This window comes from Halobacillus salinarum (assembly GCF_022919095.1).
Classification (GTDB): Bacteria; Bacillota; Bacilli; order Bacillales; family Halobacillaceae; genus Halobacillus_B; species Halobacillus_B salinarum.
The window spans coordinates 2,912,695-2,929,215 of the sequence record NZ_CP095073.1 but is presented as its reverse complement, the minus strand read 5'-3'; the positions used below and the strand labels follow the sequence as shown (position 1 = coordinate 2,929,215).

General features: G+C 40.3%; 21 protein-coding genes and 1 pseudogene. 13 read left to right on the top strand and 9 right to left on the bottom strand.

The annotated features are described in order from the left end of the window. The first annotated feature begins 232 nt into the window (after positions 1-232). From MUN89_RS15060 to MUN89_RS15050, 3 genes and pseudogenes are all read left to right on the top strand, one after another. A complete protein-coding gene (locus MUN89_RS15060; protein ID WP_244713840.1) occupies positions 233-1,720 on the top strand; it encodes a phytoene desaturase family protein in 1,488 nt (495 codons plus the stop codon). Further along, positions 1,717-3,202 (top strand): annotated as a pseudogene (locus MUN89_RS15055) (phytoene desaturase family protein). The gene MUN89_RS15060 and the pseudogene MUN89_RS15055 overlap by 4 nt, the downstream one beginning before the upstream one ends. Continuing rightward, positions 3,199-4,035 carry a phytoene/squalene synthase family protein gene (locus MUN89_RS15050; protein ID WP_244708602.1) on the top strand — a complete coding sequence of 279 codons (837 nt, stop codon included), beginning with the start codon at positions 3,199-3,201 and terminating at the stop codon, positions 4,033-4,035. The pseudogene MUN89_RS15055 and the gene MUN89_RS15050 overlap by 4 nt, the downstream one beginning before the upstream one ends. A 16-nt stretch (positions 4,036-4,051) precedes the next feature. Here MUN89_RS15050 and MUN89_RS15045 read toward each other — a convergent pair whose 3' ends face one another. The 5 genes from MUN89_RS15045 to MUN89_RS15025 are packed head-to-tail and all read right to left on the bottom strand — an operon-like array spanning position 4,052 to position 8,059. Beyond that, positions 4,052-5,527: a phytoene desaturase family protein gene (locus MUN89_RS15045; RefSeq protein WP_244708601.1), complete on the bottom strand. Its 1,476-nt coding sequence runs from the start codon at positions 5,525-5,527 to the stop codon at positions 4,052-4,054. Beyond that, complete coding sequence (locus MUN89_RS15040) at positions 5,524-6,639, bottom strand: glycosyltransferase family 2 protein (RefSeq protein WP_244708600.1); 1,116 nt, start codon at positions 6,637-6,639, stop codon at positions 5,524-5,526. Before MUN89_RS15040 ends, MUN89_RS15045 begins: the two co-directional genes overlap by 4 nt. A 7-nt stretch (positions 6,640-6,646) precedes the next feature. After that, positions 6,647-7,309 carry a lysophospholipid acyltransferase family protein gene (locus MUN89_RS15035; RefSeq protein WP_244708599.1) on the bottom strand — a complete coding sequence of 221 codons (663 nt, stop codon included), beginning with the start codon at positions 7,307-7,309 and terminating at the stop codon, positions 6,647-6,649. Beyond that, complete coding sequence (locus MUN89_RS15030) at positions 7,302-7,856, bottom strand: carotenoid biosynthesis protein (RefSeq protein WP_396266115.1); 555 nt, start codon at positions 7,854-7,856, stop codon at positions 7,302-7,304. Before MUN89_RS15030 ends, MUN89_RS15035 begins: the two co-directional genes overlap by 8 nt. A gap of 5 nt (positions 7,857-7,861) precedes the next feature. Next, complete coding sequence (locus MUN89_RS15025; protein ID WP_244714012.1) at positions 7,862-8,059, bottom strand: hypothetical protein; 198 nt, start codon at positions 8,057-8,059, stop codon at positions 7,862-7,864. A gap of 399 nt (positions 8,060-8,458) precedes the next feature. Between MUN89_RS15025 and MUN89_RS15020 the strand changes: the two genes are divergently transcribed. From MUN89_RS15020 to MUN89_RS15010, 3 genes are read left to right on the top strand one after another with little or no spacing between them, the layout of a single operon-like run. Then, positions 8,459-8,683: a DUF1659 domain-containing protein gene (locus tag MUN89_RS15020; RefSeq protein ID WP_244708598.1), complete on the top strand. Its 225-nt coding sequence runs from the start codon at positions 8,459-8,461 to the stop codon at positions 8,681-8,683. A gap of 35 nt (positions 8,684-8,718) precedes the next feature. After that, on the top strand, positions 8,719-8,931 hold the full coding sequence (locus tag MUN89_RS15015) for a DUF2922 domain-containing protein (protein WP_244708597.1): 213 nt from the start codon (positions 8,719-8,721) through the stop codon (positions 8,929-8,931). Between the two features lie 60 nt (positions 8,932-8,991). After that, a complete protein-coding gene (locus tag MUN89_RS15010; RefSeq protein ID WP_244713836.1) occupies positions 8,992-9,132 on the top strand; it encodes a YvrJ family protein in 141 nt (46 codons plus the stop codon). Between the two features lie 60 nt (positions 9,133-9,192). On the opposite strand, the gene lepB is transcribed toward MUN89_RS15010, so the two are convergent. Beyond that, complete coding sequence (lepB, locus tag MUN89_RS15005; RefSeq protein ID WP_244708596.1) at positions 9,193-9,714, bottom strand: signal peptidase I; 522 nt, start codon at positions 9,712-9,714, stop codon at positions 9,193-9,195. 268 nt (positions 9,715-9,982) lie between these two features. Here lepB and MUN89_RS15000 point away from each other — a divergent pair, with 268 nt between their 5' ends. Continuing rightward, positions 9,983-10,150 carry an aspartyl-phosphate phosphatase Spo0E family protein gene (locus MUN89_RS15000; RefSeq protein ID WP_244708595.1) on the top strand — a complete coding sequence of 56 codons (168 nt, stop codon included), beginning with the start codon at positions 9,983-9,985 and terminating at the stop codon, positions 10,148-10,150. Positions 10,151-10,196: 46 nt separating this feature from the next. On the opposite strand, the gene MUN89_RS14995 is transcribed toward MUN89_RS15000, so the two are convergent. Continuing rightward, the gene (locus MUN89_RS14995) at positions 10,197-11,348 is read right to left on the bottom strand and encodes an aminotransferase A (protein ID WP_244708594.1); all 1,152 of its coding nucleotides are present in this window, start codon (positions 11,346-11,348) and stop codon (positions 10,197-10,199) included. Between the two features lie 109 nt (positions 11,349-11,457). Between MUN89_RS14995 and MUN89_RS14990 the strand changes: the two genes are divergently transcribed. From MUN89_RS14990 to MUN89_RS14965, 6 genes are all read left to right on the top strand, one after another. After that, positions 11,458-11,598, top strand: a complete 141-nt coding sequence (locus tag MUN89_RS14990; protein ID WP_244708593.1) for an FbpB family small basic protein — start codon at positions 11,458-11,460, stop codon at positions 11,596-11,598. Positions 11,599-11,727: 129 nt separating this feature from the next. Beyond that, a complete protein-coding gene (locus MUN89_RS14985) occupies positions 11,728-12,603 on the top strand; it encodes a patatin-like phospholipase family protein (protein ID WP_256463992.1) in 876 nt (291 codons plus the stop codon). After that, positions 12,600-13,298, top strand: a complete 699-nt coding sequence (locus tag MUN89_RS14980) for a DNA alkylation repair protein (protein ID WP_244708591.1) — start codon at positions 12,600-12,602, stop codon at positions 13,296-13,298. Before MUN89_RS14985 ends, MUN89_RS14980 begins: the two co-directional genes overlap by 4 nt. Positions 13,299-13,367: 69 nt before the next feature. Continuing rightward, positions 13,368-13,766 (top strand): hypothetical protein, encoded by a 399-nt coding sequence (locus MUN89_RS14975; protein ID WP_244708590.1) that lies wholly within the window; start codon positions 13,368-13,370, stop codon positions 13,764-13,766. A 56-nt stretch (positions 13,767-13,822) separates the two neighbouring features. Then, positions 13,823-14,023, top strand: a complete 201-nt coding sequence (locus MUN89_RS14970) for a PLDc N-terminal domain-containing protein (RefSeq protein WP_244708589.1) — start codon at positions 13,823-13,825, stop codon at positions 14,021-14,023. A gap of 167 nt (positions 14,024-14,190) precedes the next feature. Beyond that, positions 14,191-15,096, top strand: coding sequence for a chemotaxis protein (locus MUN89_RS14965; protein ID WP_244708588.1), 906 nt, complete (start codon positions 14,191-14,193; stop codon positions 15,094-15,096). A 120-nt stretch (positions 15,097-15,216) separates the two neighbouring features. Here MUN89_RS14965 and MUN89_RS14960 read toward each other — a convergent pair whose 3' ends face one another. Together MUN89_RS14960 and MUN89_RS14955 are read right to left on the bottom strand one after the other, a co-directional pair. Next, complete coding sequence (locus MUN89_RS14960; protein WP_244708587.1) at positions 15,217-15,684, bottom strand: YkyB family protein; 468 nt, start codon at positions 15,682-15,684, stop codon at positions 15,217-15,219. A 78-nt stretch (positions 15,685-15,762) separates the two neighbouring features. Continuing rightward, entirely contained in the window at positions 15,763-16,341 is a 579-nt protein-coding gene (locus MUN89_RS14955; RefSeq protein WP_244708586.1) for an SCO family protein, read from the bottom strand. Positions 16,342-16,521 lie beyond the last annotated feature (180 nt).

The following is a 16,521-nucleotide window of genomic DNA, read 5'->3' as shown; positions in this document are numbered from 1 at the left end:
ATCCCTCCTTCCTTTGCTTTAGTATGGCCTAATAACATGAGAATATGATCAATTGAACTTAGCAATTCTCCTCCTTTGATAAGGTTATGTTAAGTAGGTTTAGGGAACATTTATTCCATCCAATAGTAAGGGTAATGGAAACAGCACATTGACTGATCTTATAAAATTGTTAGTTTCATACAGGTTTTGTATAATGATTGTACAATGATTATATAATCTGAAAGCAGGTGCTATAGTGAAAACAATAGGGGTCATAGGGGCAGGTCCCGGTGGTCTGGCCGCAGCGATGATACTTTCTTCACAAGGGTATAACGTTCACGTGTTTGAAAAAAAAGATAAAATAGGTGGCAGAAACGGGAGGTTAGAACTAGGAGCTTACTCTTTTGATATAGGACCTACTTTTTTGAGCATGCCGCATATCATGGAAGAAATTTTTCGGATGGCGGGCAGAAATGTCCATGATTATATGCAATTAAAGGAACTCTCACCGATGTATGAGCTGCAATTCGAATCAGACAGGGTCCCTATGTTTAGTGAAAGGGATAAAATGCTTGATTCGATTCGAACTTATTTCCCAGGTAATGAGCATGGCTATGAACGGTTTATGAAAGATACACGGGAAAAAATGAATGCCCTTATGCCTCTGCTTCAAACACGTCATCACAGACTACGGGATTATGTCAGCGTGAGGGCTATCAAAGCGCTGCCTAAACTATCGCTAGGAAAATCTGTGTATGACGTACTTTCTAAGTATTTTACAGACGAACGCTTAAAAATTGCTTTTACATTTCAAGCAAAGTATTTAGGGATGTCCCCGTGGGAGTGTCCCGGTGCTTTCTCCATATTATCTTATATGGAACATGAGTATGGAGTTTTCCACCCGATGGGAGGGGTGAACCAGCTGTCAAAAGCGATGGCTGAAGTTACAAAAGAGCATGGTGGAACGATTCATCTTAGTGAAGGAGTAAACAAGCTTCGTATCAATGAAAAGCGTGTGAAGGGTTTTGAACTTGAATCAGGTAGTCAATTTGATGCAGATGAAGTAATCATCAATGCTGATTTTGCGAATGCTATGAATCATTTAGTAGACGATGGGGTGCTCAAAAAATATTCTAAACAAAAAATAGCAGATAAGAAATATTCCTGCTCCACGTTTATGATCTATTTAGGAGTCGACAAGCTCTATGATATGCCTCATCATACGATTGTTTTCGCTAATGATTATAAGAAGAACGTGGAAGAATTGACGAAGGAGCTCGTGCTTTCAGAGGAACCGTCGATTTATATTCAAAATGCGAGTGTTACGGACGAATCATTGGCCCCTATTGGTCATTCTTCGCTCTACGTGCTTGCACCAGTGCCAAATAATTATTCAGAAATTGACTGGGATGCAAAACAGAAGACTTTTCGAAAGCTTATCCTTGATGAAGTTGAAAAGAAAACAGGTTTTACTGACTTAAGAGAACATATTGTGTCTGAGAAAATTTTGACTCCTAAACAGTGGGAGCTTGACTATCATGTCCATAAAGGAGCGACGTTTAGTCTGGGACATCAGCTTTCGCAAATGATGTACTTCCGGCCGCACAACCGTTTTCAGGAATTGGAGAACTGCTGGCTTGTCGGTGGAGGCACACATCCGGGCAGTGGCCTTCCGACGATTTTAGAATCCTCCAGAATTACTACGAATTGGATCCATGAAGCGGAGGTGAGGTCTTCATGAAGAATCGGCATACGGCTATTGTTGGAAGCGGAATTGGGGGCTCGTAACAGCTCTGTTATTATCCAGGAGTAAGGGTCAGAAAATAACGATTTTTGAAAAAAACAGCCATTGCGGGGGGAGACTTACGTATGTGAAAGAAAAAGGATTCAAAATTGATCAAGGACCCACCATCGTCCTATTACCGGACATGATTTTATCTATTTTAGAGGAGGGAGGCATACATAGAAAAAACATCCCTTTAATAAAGCTGGACCCTTTATATACAATTGATTATCCTGACGGAAGAACTTATACCAAATTTCCAGATCCCAGCAGGCAAAAGGCAGAAATCGAAGCGAAATTTCCAGGCAATGAATTAGGTTTTGACCGCTTTCTGTCAGATATGAAGCAACGTTTTATTCAAGGAAGCGCCCAATTTTTGGAACAGTCGTTTGAGAATAAAAAAAGCTTTTTCACCGGAAGAAATCTTCACGCACTCATGAAATTGAAGGCGTACCAAAATGTTAAACGTATGATGCGAAGTTACTTTAAAGATGAAAAGCTGGTTCAGGCATATTCATTGCAAACCTTATATATTGGGGGACACCCACAGCAATCCCCTGCTATGTATTCACTTGTTTCGTACAGTGAACATCAGCATGGAATTTGGTACATTCGTGGTGGATATGCTCGTTTAGTGGAGATTATTGTTGCTGAACTGCAGGCCAGGGGGGTAACCTTTCATTTAAATACGGAAGTGGAAGAAGTAAAAACAGAAAACAATCGAGCTCATTCCGTGAAAGCTTTAGGTAAAGAAATCAAGGTAGACCGAGTAATTCTAAATGGGGATTTTCCAATTATGGATAAACTGGTGGGGTGCGCCACCAATTGAAACGTAAGTACACACCTTCTTCGGGCTGCCTGCTCATTTATTTTGGCCTGGATAAGAATTTCACAGAAAATCCGGTGCATCAGTTTTTTATGTCGAGAGATTTCGATTATCACTTGAAACAAGTGTTTGAAAGAAAAGAAGTTCCTTCTGATCCTTCCTTTTACACCTTTCACCCGTCGTTAATTGATGACAGTCTTGTCCCTTCTGGGAAGGGAGTACTTTACACTTTGGTGCCGGTACCAGCTGGGACAGCCATTGATTGGGGAAAGCAGAATGATTTAGTACAGTATGTGATTAATCAAATGGAGAAGCGGGGCTTCCCTGATATCCGCGGGCATATTCAATGGATGAAGGTACGTTCTCCTGAGGATGCAGAGAATGAAGGGTTATATCAAGGAGGCAGTTTTGGGATAGCCCCTACCTTGTTTCAATCAGGAGTGTTCAGGCCGCAGCTGCGCCCGTATCCTATCGATCAGCTATTCGCAGTTGGTGCCTCCGTACACCCTGGTGGAGGAGTCCCTATTGTGATGCAGGGTGCCAGATTACTCGCCAACTATTTAAAAGGCAGTGACGTTGACAGGTGTAATTACAAGCGAGGTGTTGAAGGATGAAGGAATTAGACAGGGCATATGACTATTGCAAAGAAATGATTGAAAAACATTCAAAAACTTTTTCCAAAGCATTCGCTATGCTGCCCAAACCACAAAGAAAAGCTTTGTGGGCTGTATATGCTTTTTGCCGGAGAGTAGATGATATTGTAGACGAAGGAGAGCATCCTGAGCATGAGCTTCGGTTATTTTCAGAAGCGTTCGATCGTTTTATTAACGGTAACCGGGAGAGCAGTGATCCCCTGTGGGTTGCGCTTGAGGATGTATTTTCCAAATTCGAAATGAATATTGAGCCTTTTTATGACATGATTAAGGGCCAATCAATGGATTTGTCCTCCATCACGATAGAAAATAAAAGTGATTTACTCTCGTATTGTTATTATGTAGCAAGCAGCGTAGGATTAATGCTTTTGCCGGTTCTTGCCCCTGGTAGAGATGAGGAATTAAAAGAAGGTGCCATAGACCTGGGATATGCCATGCAAATTACAAATATTTTAAGGGATATAGGGGAAGACCTGGAGCGTAATCGTATTTACCTTCCTGCTCACACAATGGAAAAATATCAATATAGGAAAGAGGATTTGATAAATCACAAGGTCAACCACGCTTTTAAGGAGCTTTGGGAGGACTTAGCCTCTATGGCGGAGCACTATTATTCACGTGCCTTGGCGACCATTCCTCAATACCCGGTTTACTCAAGGACTCCTGTTGAAGGAGCAGCAAGAATGTACAGGGCGATATTGAGTTCGGTCAGAAAAAATCATTATGAGGTATTCCACACCCGAAATTTTGTTTCAGATGAAGAGAAGAAGCAGATTATTGCCCGCATACAATAATCTGCTTTCTACTTCATCATTCCATAATTACAAGTCTGCCTAATAGTTGATTTGCTACATTTTGGCCGCTTAAAACGACTAAAGGGGCCCCTCCTCCTGGATGAGTACTGCCGCCGCAGAAATACAAGTTTGAAAAATCAAGGGATCGATTAAATGGACGCATAAATGCTTGACGTTTATTATTTGAGCTGGGACCATAAATAGCCCCTTTAAATGCTCCGAATTGACTTGCTATTTTCTCAGGAGTCCAAACTTCTTCTGCTTGAATATAGTTTTTAATGGGAATGCCGGCAGTATTTAATAGTGAGTAGATTCTTTCTTTAACTTCCTCTGGATCCACGTCATTTCTGCCTGCCCCGACAGGTGGGGCATTGACTAATAGGAAACAATTATCACCGTAAGGAGAAACTGTTGGGTCAGATTTGGATGATGTAGATATATAGATGGTCGGATCCGTTGGATAATCGCCGTTTTTCAAGCTATTAAATTCTTTGTGGTAGTCCGCTGAAAATAAAAGATGATGATGGTGCAGTTGGTCCAGTCTTTTATTAAGACCGGCTAATAAAACGAATGCTGAAGTCGAAGGGTCGTAGCTGTTAATTTTATCATCTGACAGATGGTTGCGTTTTTCATTTTCAATCAGCTCAGGTATAGAGTGAAGAAGATCTCCATTCAAAATGACGTAATCGGCTTCCTGAAAATCTCCTTCTTGTGTTACTACTCCAGTTACTTTCCTGTTGGCAGTGGTAATTCGCTGGATTTTCGTGTTGTTATACAATTCTGCTCCTTGTTTCTTTGCTGCTTTGACAAATGCTTCAGCAATTTTCGTATTCCCTCCTCTTACATAATAGACCCCTTGATTAAGTTCCAAATGAGCGATCATAGCAAACGTCGCCGGAGCATGAAACGGACTTGATCCTATATAAGTTGCATACCGGTTTAAAGATTGGCGGATATAGGGATGGCTGAAATATTTGGCGAAAAACGAATCCATGTTCTGCCATGGTTTTACTTGCACGATCTTTGCTGCCAATGAAGGGGAGAGGTAATCCTTCCAGCTTGAAAAAGTTCTGTTGAGAAAGCTTTGCTTGGAAAGGTTATATAAACGCTCCACCTCTCTTGTAAAGGAATCATACTGATGTTCCTTCCCGGGTTCAAGGGCGGCGATTTGATTCTTCATATCCTGATGATCCGAGGAAAAATCAAAATGACCTCCATCAGGAAATTGGTTTCTCGTATGCCGTTCAATTTTTTCGAAAACAGGCTGATCCTTGGCAGCAAGACCACCTTGAGTAAAGACTTCTTTAAAAACTTCCGGCATAGTAATCGTATTCGGCCCAAAATCAAAATGATACCCATCTAAGTCTATCGGCATCATTTTTCCGCCAAAATGGGGATTTTTTTCAAAAAGTTTTACGGATGCACCATGTCTGGCTAGTGTTACAGCAGCAGATAATCCTCCGAGGCCGCCTCCAATTATGATTACCTTCACTCGTAAGACCTCCCTTTCCATTTGTATGCTTTTCCTCTTACATGTGTAAGCATGGAACTAATCATTACTGCTAAAAGCGCTGCAATAGAAACGGGCAGAAGCCACGCAAGCCATAAAGGGTGGCCGGTTCGTGCATCTACGAACATTTTAAAAGCAACCGTGAGCAGAAAAGGGAGCAGTAAAGTCCAGTTTCCAAGTGCAAGTCCAGTCATTGCATAGGCAAATGGAGTGAGAAACAAAACACTGTAAACCAAAATGATACCAGTTACCATGATTTTTGACCGGCCTAAGCCAGGGAAAATGTTTTTTTTAAACCCTTCCCAAGTTTCTTTAGCGGTATCATACATGAAAGAAACAACGGTAGGAGTAAGATTGGCTAGGATCATTTTATACCCGGACTTCTTAACTTCACGAGCGATATCGACATCTTCCACTAAGGAATTTTTTACAGATGCGTGTCCGCCGATCAGATCGTATACTTCTCTATTTATCAAAATAAAGATGCCGCATGCTGCAGTGAATTTCGGTTTTAAAGTGGAATTAGCGACCATCAAGGGTAAATGGAGCAAGACGACCATATGCTGCAGTGGAACGAGCAGGCTTGCAAACAGGTTACGGCTCGGATAGTTTGGAAATCCGCTTATCATAGCAGCATGGTATTTGTACAAGGTCGCCAGTGCTTTCTCAACAGCTGAAGGTGCCATTCTTGCATCAGCATCAAAGAAGAGAAGATAAGTTCCATTAGAATGGTGAGAAAGCTGATGACAGGCATAAACTTTGCCATTCCAGCCGTCAGGAAGAGGGTCTCCTTTGAATAAGTGGAACCGTTCATCCCCTTTTATCTCTGATTGTAACCGTTCATATGTGCCGTCTTCGGATTGGTCATCGAGAAGGTTAACTTCAAGGTTCGGGTACGTCAACTTTTTTAAGGATTGGACAAGCCCTTCCACTTGTGAAGCTTCATTGCGCAATGGAACTAAAACAGAAACCTTTGGAAAGTGATCCAAACGTTTAGAAGGAGCAAGGGGAAGTAGGAATACACTATTGATGATCGTCCATATATTAAGCACGATTGTCATGATTACAAGCAGGTAAAAAAGCAAGTTGTCCACCTCCTTTCTAAATGGGGGTAAACCCGTTATGATCCTCTGCAATGATTCTTTCCTTCAGCCTGTCCAGCTGTTCCGTGCAATGTTTCTCGAAATAAATCGTCTTCTGCTTCCTCGGAAGAGTATGGTAGCTTTCCTTTGAGAGCGGTTCTCCTAATAAGATATATACATTTGGTTTTCTATGATGCTCAAGTGTGTAATACAGCGAAACCGGGATTACTTGAATGCGGGGTGCTTTTTCAGCAATATAAGAGATGCCATTAAAAAAATCGAGCGGCCTCTTTTCTAAATGCTGCTCTTCCCCTTGAGGAAATATCCAGACAGTCTTGCCTCGATTAAGAAGTTCAATACTGTAGTTTAAAGAATGGAGTAAATGAGTACGGCTTGCTGTATTAATTGAATAGACTCCTATTTTTGAGAAAAATGGAAAGCGGTTCATCCCTTCTTCATCCATCATCCCATATCCATCGGATCGTACGTACTGGTCATTTAAATAGTATAGGATGAGAGAATCCCACCAGCTTGAATGATTGATTAAAAATAAGGAGTGAGAAAAATCGCTCTCCTTTGCTTCCGAGAGTACTTTCATACGATGAAAATTCATTCGCACAAAAAGGCGGTTAAATCGTTTGAATCCCCATTCTATCCATCCGTTTTTAGTTGCTTTACGCATATTTTTTCACTCTCCAATGGTAAATGAAATACCACATGACAGATAAACCAGCAGTCAAGATGGCAGCCCAAAACAGCTCCCCCGTGATGGCAATGAGTATGAACATTCCGTTGATTAAACCAAAGGTCAGGCCCATTCTTCGTTCCCAGCTACTGTTGCAAGCGTGCTTAGAAAGCAAAAGGGAACCAGTGGTATGAAACAGGGAAGCTAATAGAAACCACCCAATAAAATTAGATAATGGAATTCCATAATAGACTCCTTCGTTTTCCCATTCCCAATAGTGTTTTATTATGTATGAAACTGGGTCAAGAATAAGGTCCATAGTCACCGTTACGAGGGAACCGGCTGCGATAAAGCTGACCCACTTGGTTATTCCCTTCATCCCCTTAGTCATCCCTCTTGCCATTTCATGAGAACACCCGATAACGAGCAGCCATGCAAACCCGATCGTTACAGGAGTTTCTCCAATCATGAATCCGAAATTCGTATGATAGTCATAAGCTCCGAATAAAAAATTCGTAGTCACGCCTAAATGTTCTATATAGATACTGGTTACAATAATAAAGAAACTATAAACTCCCCGGTTATTAAGCCATACCGTTGGGTAAAGTAAATACCAGCAACAATTCCTGCGAGCATAAGAAATACAGTGTTTGCCCATTCCAACCATGGCGGAAGGATATTAAACGTTAACAAAAATGCACCGCAGACATACCAGAAAATAAAAATACGATAAAATAAATCCGTCATGAGGCACCTCTTTTTTTCATTGTAGCTGACGTTAGAATTTATTGTATAATAAGAAGCAGGCTGAAATCGTTTAACTCTTTCTTACCTTTAATAAGAGCAGCTTAAACAATTCGGTATGGATTCCTTAAAAGTAGAAGTAACGGAAGCCATTATTTGATAGAATAGACGAGGGGGTGAATCAATGGAAATCGTTATGTTTTTCGTGTCATTGGTCGTCTTATTGGGGTTAATAGGATTTTGCCTGTTTGATCACGGTTAAAGGTTAACCCTCCGGCCGGAAATTATACTTAGTTACGGAACCTGAAGAAAGCGCATTCTTGCTTTCTTCGGGTTTTTTTATATGGGCAGACACCTTTTTTCAAGTGGTTTCGATTATAACTGTGAAAGGAGGTGAACAAGATGGCTATCACATCAGACGTGATTCACTCTCAACTACAGCTAGTATTTGAAACAGGGAAAGATGAAAAAGGGAAGTCAATTTATCGTACAAAATCATTTAACAACGTGAAAATCAGTGCAACTGCAGAACAGCTTTATCATGTAGCCACGGCTTTTAGTCCCTTGCAGCAGCACGTATTAGCTCAAGTAGAACGAAATGATCGTTCGAATCTAATCGACCTTTAATTGAATTACTATCTTAGCGAAAGGAGGGGAAGGATATGAAGAAACTGGAGATGAAATTTCTAGATCAGGAAAACAAAACTGTTACTCTTTCTTTAGATGACCCTAAAGAACCGGTAGATCCTGTCCAAGTCAACCAGGCTATGGACGCGGTACTTGCGGAAAATTGCTTTTTCTCTAGTAATGGTGACTTGGTTGCCAAGAAAGAAGCACGTATTGTGGAAAGAAATGTAGAGGATATTGTGTTATAAGTGACGCGCCACTATGATGAAGATCATAGTGGCTTCTTTACTACAAGTGAGGTGAGAAAAGTGGAAGTTTGGATGCCGTTTATCACAGATGTCGGTTTCCCAGTTGCGGTTACCTTTTATCTGCTCCACCGCATCGAGGGAAAGCTGGATGATTTGATAGAAACGCTTCATCAGTTCCCTGAAAAACTCATGGTAAAATAGAGGGTACTTGGGTTGGAAAATTATAAAAAACAGCCAGCTGCCTGTCAGCTGGCTGGTGAGTTATTTTGTAACGCCCCATTCGTTAAATGGATATACGATAAGTTCGGTTTTTCCGATAATATCCTCTTCGTTTACATAGCCTAACCCATTCCTGCTGTCTTTACTAATCTGTCGGTTGTCACCCATAACGAAGTATTTACCTTTTGGTACTTTAACTGGGCCAAAGTCACGTGTACCTTGAATAGCTTGTTTATTTAAATACTTCTGGTGCTGCTTTTTGCCGTTTATAAATAGCTGGTGATTCCTGATTTCTACTGTATCACCCGGTTCTCCAATGACGCGTTTCACATAACTCTTAACCGGTCTTTCTATAATTACGATGTCGCCCCGCTCAGGTTCATCTAAATAATAGGCGATTTTATTAAACATCACCCGTTCTCCATTTTGAAGGGTGGGATCCATGCTTGCACCTTCAACAATAGAGGTTGCGAAGAAAAAGGTTCGTAAAATGAAGGCTAAAACGACAGCAATAATTATTGCCTTTATCCATTCCAACCATTCTTTCTTAGACTGTTCTGACACTTAAATCTTCCTTTCTAGGTGAACCAATAGGGCTTATTCACTGCTATTTTATCATAAGAAAAACAAATGAAAACAGAACAAGCGATATTTAATTGTGAATTTTTCGTTAAGATTGTAATCTAAGTAAAAGGTCGTAATACTTTACAAGCAGTAAGAAAATTGAGATAATTTAACCCCTGTGTGTTATAATAGCAAATGGAAGGATTAGTCCCTATATGTCTGTTATTACCTTTAAAAAAGAATAAAGAAGACAGGAGGCTATACGGCTATGGGGGATGCAGAAGAGAAGTCACTTACATTTAAAATAGAACAATTAAGAAAAAAAATGACAGAAACAGCCATTCAGCAAGGGTTTTCAAGCCCGGAATCTATTCAAATCAGCCAGGAGCTTGACCATTTGTTAAACCTTTATCAAAATCAAAAAAAACAAAAGTAAACCCAAAGAGTGTACCTTTGCTCTTTGGGTTATTTTATGAATTGCATTAAGAAGTCAGAAACTTCTCCAGCCGGTTTAATGCTTCCTTCAAAGTATCCATGCTGTACGCATATGACAATCTCATGTAACCGTCTCCATACTTTGAAAAAGCGTCACCAGGTACGAGGGCTAATCCTGATTTTTCGAGAATTTCAACAGCATAGTTAAACGAGGATTTGTCTTTAGTCGTAAGCCTTGGGAACACATAAAAAGCTCCGTCTGGAGTTACGTAATCAAGATCCATTTCTTTTAGCCTTTGCAAGACATACGCTCTTCTTTGATCGTAGTCCTCCTTCATGATTTCAGGGTCTTTTCTACCGTTTCTTATGGCCTCCAGAGCTGCGTATTGACTGATGGATGTGGCACAGGAAACGTTATACTGGTGGACTTTCAGCATATGACCGGAAAGCCATGCAGGCGCCAGGATATAGCCGATTCGAAAACCAGTCATCGCATGTGATTTGGATACTCCGTTAATGACAATGACTTGATCCCTTATCTCTTTAAACGTACCAATCGAGGTATGAGGCTGGTTATATACAAGTTCACTATAAATTTCATCAGCAATAACAAACAATTCTTTGTTTTCGACGAGATCTGCAATCTCTTTTAATTCACTAGATGTAAGTGTAACCCCCGTTGGGTTAGAAGGATAAGGGAGTATGATGGCCTTAGTTTTTGAAGTAAGGGCCTGCTTAATCAGATTTGCAGTGAACTTGAATCCATTATGACGAGTGTCCACGTATTTAGGCGTTGCCCCAGCCAGCTTAATAAGTGGTTCATAGCCGGGGTACACCGGACCCGGAAGCACTACTTCATCTCCAGGTTGGATGATCGTACGTAAGCTTACATCAATTGCTTGAGAAGCCCCGACCGTTACAATAATTTCGTTATCAGGATGATAATGAAGCTGGTACCGTTCGTTAACAAAGGAGCTTATCGCCGAACGCAGCTCCCATATCCCGGCATTATGTGTATAAGAAGTCTTATCCGCTTGAATCGCAGCTATGGCAGCTTCTTTCACATGAGTGGGGGTGGAAAAATCCGGCTGGCCAATAGTTAATGATACGACATCATCATATTGACTGACCATGTTGAAAAATTGGCGGATGCCTGATATCTGGATCGTAGTTAAGTTTTGATTTATTAAATGTTCCAATAGTTCCCCTCCAATGGAATGTTAACAAAATGTTCAAATAATTTTGATTATTTATTTACAAATTCCTGTTATAGTGAGAATTGTAAAGCTTGAGAAAGGAGTTGGGCAAATGAGACCAAACCGTACCCCATTTCAAGAACTCTTTGATCAAAATAAAAAAGAACTTCTAGAAGATCAAAAAGAAATGGAAAAAATAGAAAAGCAGATAGATGATAAGCATGTAAAGAAACAGCAGGACTACGTAAACTGATCATATCATACCAAAAAAGCAATCGCCCAGCTGAGCGGTTGCTTTTTGCGTGAGAAGTCTTTTTATCCTAAAACCTTCCGATTGTTGTTATACTCTATAGTATGGAAATGAAAAGGAGGCAGGCTCTAAGTGGAACAGGTTGGTTTAGTTTTGGAGGGTGGAGGAATGAGAGGTGCATATACTGCAGGTGTTCTCGATTTCTTTCTCGACGAAAAAGTTGAATTCCAATATGTAGCGGGCGCATCTGCCGGCGCTTGTAATGGGAGTTCCTATATTTCAAAGCAGCGTGGAAGAAACTATGAAGTAATTGTTGAATATGGTTCACATCCTGAATATATCTCCTTTACAAGAATGCTGACGAAACGCCAGTTATTTGGAATGGATTTTATTTTTGATACGCTCCCTAATCGATTGGTGCCATTTGATTTTAAAAGCTTTTATGACAATCCGTCTGTCTTTGTCGTAGGAACGACAGATATGACCACTGGGAAGCCGTTATATTTTGACCAGTTTCCTAACCCTGAAAGTCTGCTTAGTTTAATTCGAGCTTCAAGTTCTATTCCTTTAATGGCTCCGAGCATATCTTACCAAGGCTATACACTCATGGATGGCGGAATTGCAGATCCAATCCCCATAGGCCCTTCCATTTCATACGGCAACCAGAAACATGTAGTGATCTTGACTCAAAATGATGGATACATAAAAAAGAAGATGAAACTTGGCTGGTATATGCAGAGAAAATTTCGTGAATTTCCGCAGTTCACTAAAACCCTGATCAATCGACATAGCCATTACAACGAGCAGCTAAAGCAAGTCAAAGAAATGGAAAAGAGAGGGGAGGCCTTCGTCTTCCGGCCGATTAGACCTATGCATGTCAGCAGGGTTGAACGAAAGCGGGAGCGCCTCCACAATCTGTATATTCAAGGTTATCAGGAAGCAAGGCTTCATTATGACAAGCTCGTACAATTTTTACAAAAACCAGTGTTATGGGAGGGAAAGGTTTGAATAGAAGTGATCAATTTTCCCAAGTGATTTGGAACACGTTGAATGAGCATGCGAATGAAAATAATCGACCAGCTATGGAAGCTTATATGAAGCACCGATTTGCTTTCTTTGGGATTAAAACGCCTGAAAGAAAACAGCTCCTTAAGCCTTTGTGGAAAGAATATAAGGACATCTCTGAAACGGAACGGCTAGAAACCGCCAAACTGCTGTTTTCAAAAAAGGAAAGAGAATGTCATTATGCTGGACTGGCACTACTGGAGAGGGGAGCTAACAAGTCTCCGCGATCAGCGGTTGGTTTTTATCATGAGCTTCTTAAAACCCATTCGTGGTGGGATACAGTGGATATGATTGCCGCGAATTTATGCGGGGAATATTTTCGCAGGTTTCCAGAATACCTTGTACCGGTTACAGAATCATGGAGGAGTTCCACAAATATGTGGGTACGCCGGTCAAGTCTTCTCCATCAGCTTAGTTATAAAGAAAAAACAAATGAAGCGCTCTTGTTTAGTACAGTTGATCTTCTAAAAGAGGAGAAGGAATTTTTTATTGAGAAAGCGATTGGCTGGGCTTTGCGGGAATACAGCAAAACTGAACCGGAACGAGTCATTAACTACTTAGAACAAACAGATTGCCGTCCTTTAAGTAGAAGGGAAGGTCTAAAATGGTTGAAGAATAAAGGGATGATAACTACATAATCTTCCTCGTTTAAACATTCTCCTTCGTGTCCATAATGGTCATAAAAGACGCACAAAGGAGAATTGACGATGGACAATTGGTTCGATTTTTCATTTCTCGACCAAGTCATAAGCATTTTAAATCCAGATGTACTGCATGTCTTTGGAATTCAACCTGTTTACATTCAGTTTGTACTTGTATTTGTTTTAGTAAGTGCTTTAAGGTGGGTTATGCTTCCGGTCATTGAATGGTTGATGATCAAGCAATGGTCCATGTTTCTCAGTTATGTCGGGACGGTGATGGTTACCTTAATGTTCTTGCAGCTCGTGGACCGTTACGCTATGGGCTCGGACGCTTCCACGCTGCCGGTATTTTTCTGGCCAGTCAGTTTGCTTGCTGTAAGTGGATATGGCGCACTGTACATTTTTGTTCGTCTACTGAGAAAAACAGTAGTACGAATCATAAACTCTAAAAAGACCGCTGCTTAGAATTATTGAAACGTTCCTCCCTTCTTTTCGTATAGTGGAGAGAAGGAGGAATCCGTGTGGAAATTGGAATTATCTTACTTTCGTTCTTATTTTTTGGTTTATTCCTGCTGGTATTAAATATTGTTACCAGCGTTTGGGCTTATCGTGACGCTAAAGGAAAAAAGAAGAGTCAGGAATATTGCTTAGTAGTACTGCTGGGAACTCTCTTCTTTCCAATAGTCGGTTTGATTGTGTATTTCCTGATCCGGAATGATTAATCACGACAATTATGATGCTTAAAGTAGATCGTTGATGCATTTCATCGATCTGCTTTTTTTGCTTTAGAGGCTACCTTTTTCAATAATTATTTTCCTTCTTTTATTTCAACATTTGCTCTAAAAGCCGATATTAATAAAAAGAGAGGCTAAAAGGAAGGGCGAGGTCATTGAATAAAGATCAAGGAATATTACTAGAAAGTGGAACAAATGAACTGGAAATTGTCGAATTCAGCGTTGCCGAAAATCGTTTTGGAATTAATGTCATTAAGGTAAAAGAAATTTTAAATCCAGTTCCTGTAACGAAAATCCCTCATTCTCATCCTTCTGTCGAAGGGATCATAGAAATTCGGGGAGAGGTAGTACCGGTCGTTGATGTAGCTCACGCCCTTGGTTTTCCAGCTTCCAAGAATCAAGATCAGGACAAATTTATTCTAACCGAATTTAACCAGACGAAGATTGTTTTCCACGTTCATACAGTAACCCAGATTCACCGTATTACATGGGAACAGATTGAAAAGCCAAGCCACATGTATCAAGGGCTGGAAACACAAATTACCGGTGTAATAAAGAAGGAGCAGGAAATGCTATTGCTGCTCGATTTTGAAAAAATTGTTGCTGACATTCATCCGGAATCCAGTCTGAACACGGAAGCCATTCATCAGTTGGGTGAAAGAGAAAGGTCAGAGAAGCAGATCTTAATTGCTGAAGATTCAGGTCTTTTAAGAAATTTACTTAAGCAGACTTTAGAGGAAGCCGGGTATCACAAATTAGTCATCGTTGAAGATGGCCGTGCTGCGTATGATAGACTTCTCCAGCTTGCAGAGGAAGGTAAAGCAGTGGAAGAGGAATTCCAATTAGTGATCACAGATATTGAAATGCCTCAAATGGATGGGCATCATTTAACGAAAATGATTAAAACCCATCAAAAACTTAAACAGCTTCCTGTTATTATCTTTTCTTCGTTAATTACTAATGACTTAAAGCATAAGGGTGACGGAGTAGGTGCGGACGCTCAAATTTCAAAACCAGAAATCACTGAATTAGTAGAAATGATGGACCGGTATATTCTTTAATCCAAAATAAGCTCAAGCGAAATCCATGGATTTTGCTTGAGCTTTTACTTTTTATTTAGTCATAATGAGATTTTATAAAGCAGAGGGACGGTTTTTCTCTACATCCTTCCTGCCATATACTTAAGTTCTTTTTCTTCGCTGGTTCCAGGGGGATCCAGTTCTCTGCCCTAGCATCGATGGTTGAGTAGGTGTGGCGAAATTACGCGGCGATTGATGAGTTGGATGCTCCCAGTTCAAATAACGGTATAATGTTTTTTTAGCTTTCGATAAGGATAACTTTGGTTTTGGGTTACGATAGGAATGATCAATTCTCCCTAAATGCTTAAGTTCATCAAAATCTTTTTTGCTTGCAGGTACATGAAAATAATAACCCGCTATTTCTATGAGAAGAGTAGAATGCTGCTGACTTAGTTTGGGGTGGTCTGAAAAGTGAAGTCCAACTTTGCGGGCTCTATCTTCTTGAAGTAGTTTTTCAATTGTATGCTTTTTAATATCGTATAAGTGTTTAGGCTCCGGGGCTGTTTTCGCATGTCGATTCACGATAAACAACGACTCTGCCAGCTCGCGGTTCTTACTATATTCTTTCATCTGTAGACTCCTTTCAAGAGGATAATTCTATCTTAGATCATTTGGAAAAAGTTATCAATTTTATCCGTATTCAACCGGTTAACTCTGTTTTAGTTTTTTTAAGTCTTCAATTATTTGATCAATTTCCTCTGCTTTTGTCCCTTTGTACCTTTTGATTACTTTACCCTCTGGTGTCACGAGAAAGAATCTCGTTCCATGGGCTACCTGATCAGAATTCTCTATATTAGAAACAGGAGATTGAAAGGACTTAATAGAAAGTTCCTTTACATCCTCAAAAGAATATCCGGTTAGAAAACTCCATCTGGAATAATCCGCCTGGTACTGCTCCGAAAATTTCTTTAACACTTTGGGCTGATCATGACTAGGATCTACACTGATTGATATGATTTTTGTATCCAGATTTTCTTTCTCAAGACGGGATTGAAGCCTTGAAAGATTCCCAGTCATTGGAGGGCATACGGTCTTACAGCTAGTAAAGAAAAAATCGATAATCCAATAGTTTCCGTGCAAGTCTTCAGGCAGGTGAATGGATTCTCCGTTTTGAGTTGTGGCAGAGAAATCTCCAACTTTTCGTGACATATTTTCTTCTATTGGCGACCCGCAGGCCGTTACTATGCTAAAAGATAGTAAAATCAATAAAAATTTTGTCATCCTCATTTCATGGGCCTCCGTTTTATTCAACTCCTACTATTGTAACATTTGGTAAGGGATTAGCAGAAGAATAACCGAACTGTCACAAAACTGTTAGGAAATAATACAAACGGGAGGCTTTTCTTATTCTTCTAAAATATTTATAACTCCCCTACCCTTCTCCATTCACTAAATAAACCTATTATT

What these genes read in the sequence shown, in the direction of transcription:
- MUN89_RS15050 (WP_244708602.1), top strand. Translation starts at nt 3,199, where the DNA reads ATGAAGGAATTAGACAGGGCATATGACTATTGCAAAGAAATGATTGAA.
- MUN89_RS15035 (WP_244708599.1), bottom strand. Translation starts at nt 7,309, where the DNA reads ATGCGTAAAGCAACTAAAAACGGATGGATAGAATGGGGATTCAAACGA.
- MUN89_RS15025 (WP_244714012.1), bottom strand. Translation starts at nt 8,059, where the DNA reads ATGACGGATTTATTTTATCGTATTTTTATTTTCTGGTATGTCTGCGGT.
- MUN89_RS15020 (WP_244708598.1), top strand. Translation starts at nt 8,459, where the DNA reads ATGGCTATCACATCAGACGTGATTCACTCTCAACTACAGCTAGTATTT.
- MUN89_RS15015 (WP_244708597.1), top strand. Translation starts at nt 8,719, where the DNA reads ATGAAGAAACTGGAGATGAAATTTCTAGATCAGGAAAACAAAACTGTT.
- MUN89_RS15000 (WP_244708595.1), top strand. Translation starts at nt 9,983, where the DNA reads ATGGGGGATGCAGAAGAGAAGTCACTTACATTTAAAATAGAACAATTA.
- MUN89_RS14990 (WP_244708593.1), top strand. Translation starts at nt 11,458, where the DNA reads ATGAGACCAAACCGTACCCCATTTCAAGAACTCTTTGATCAAAATAAA.
- MUN89_RS14975 (WP_244708590.1), top strand. Translation starts at nt 13,368, where the DNA reads ATGGACAATTGGTTCGATTTTTCATTTCTCGACCAAGTCATAAGCATT.
- MUN89_RS14960 (WP_244708587.1), bottom strand. Translation starts at nt 15,684, where the DNA reads ATGAAAGAATATAGTAAGAACCGCGAGCTGGCAGAGTCGTTGTTTATC.
- MUN89_RS14955 (WP_244708586.1), bottom strand. Translation starts at nt 16,341, where the DNA reads ATGAGGATGACAAAATTTTTATTGATTTTACTATCTTTTAGCATAGTA.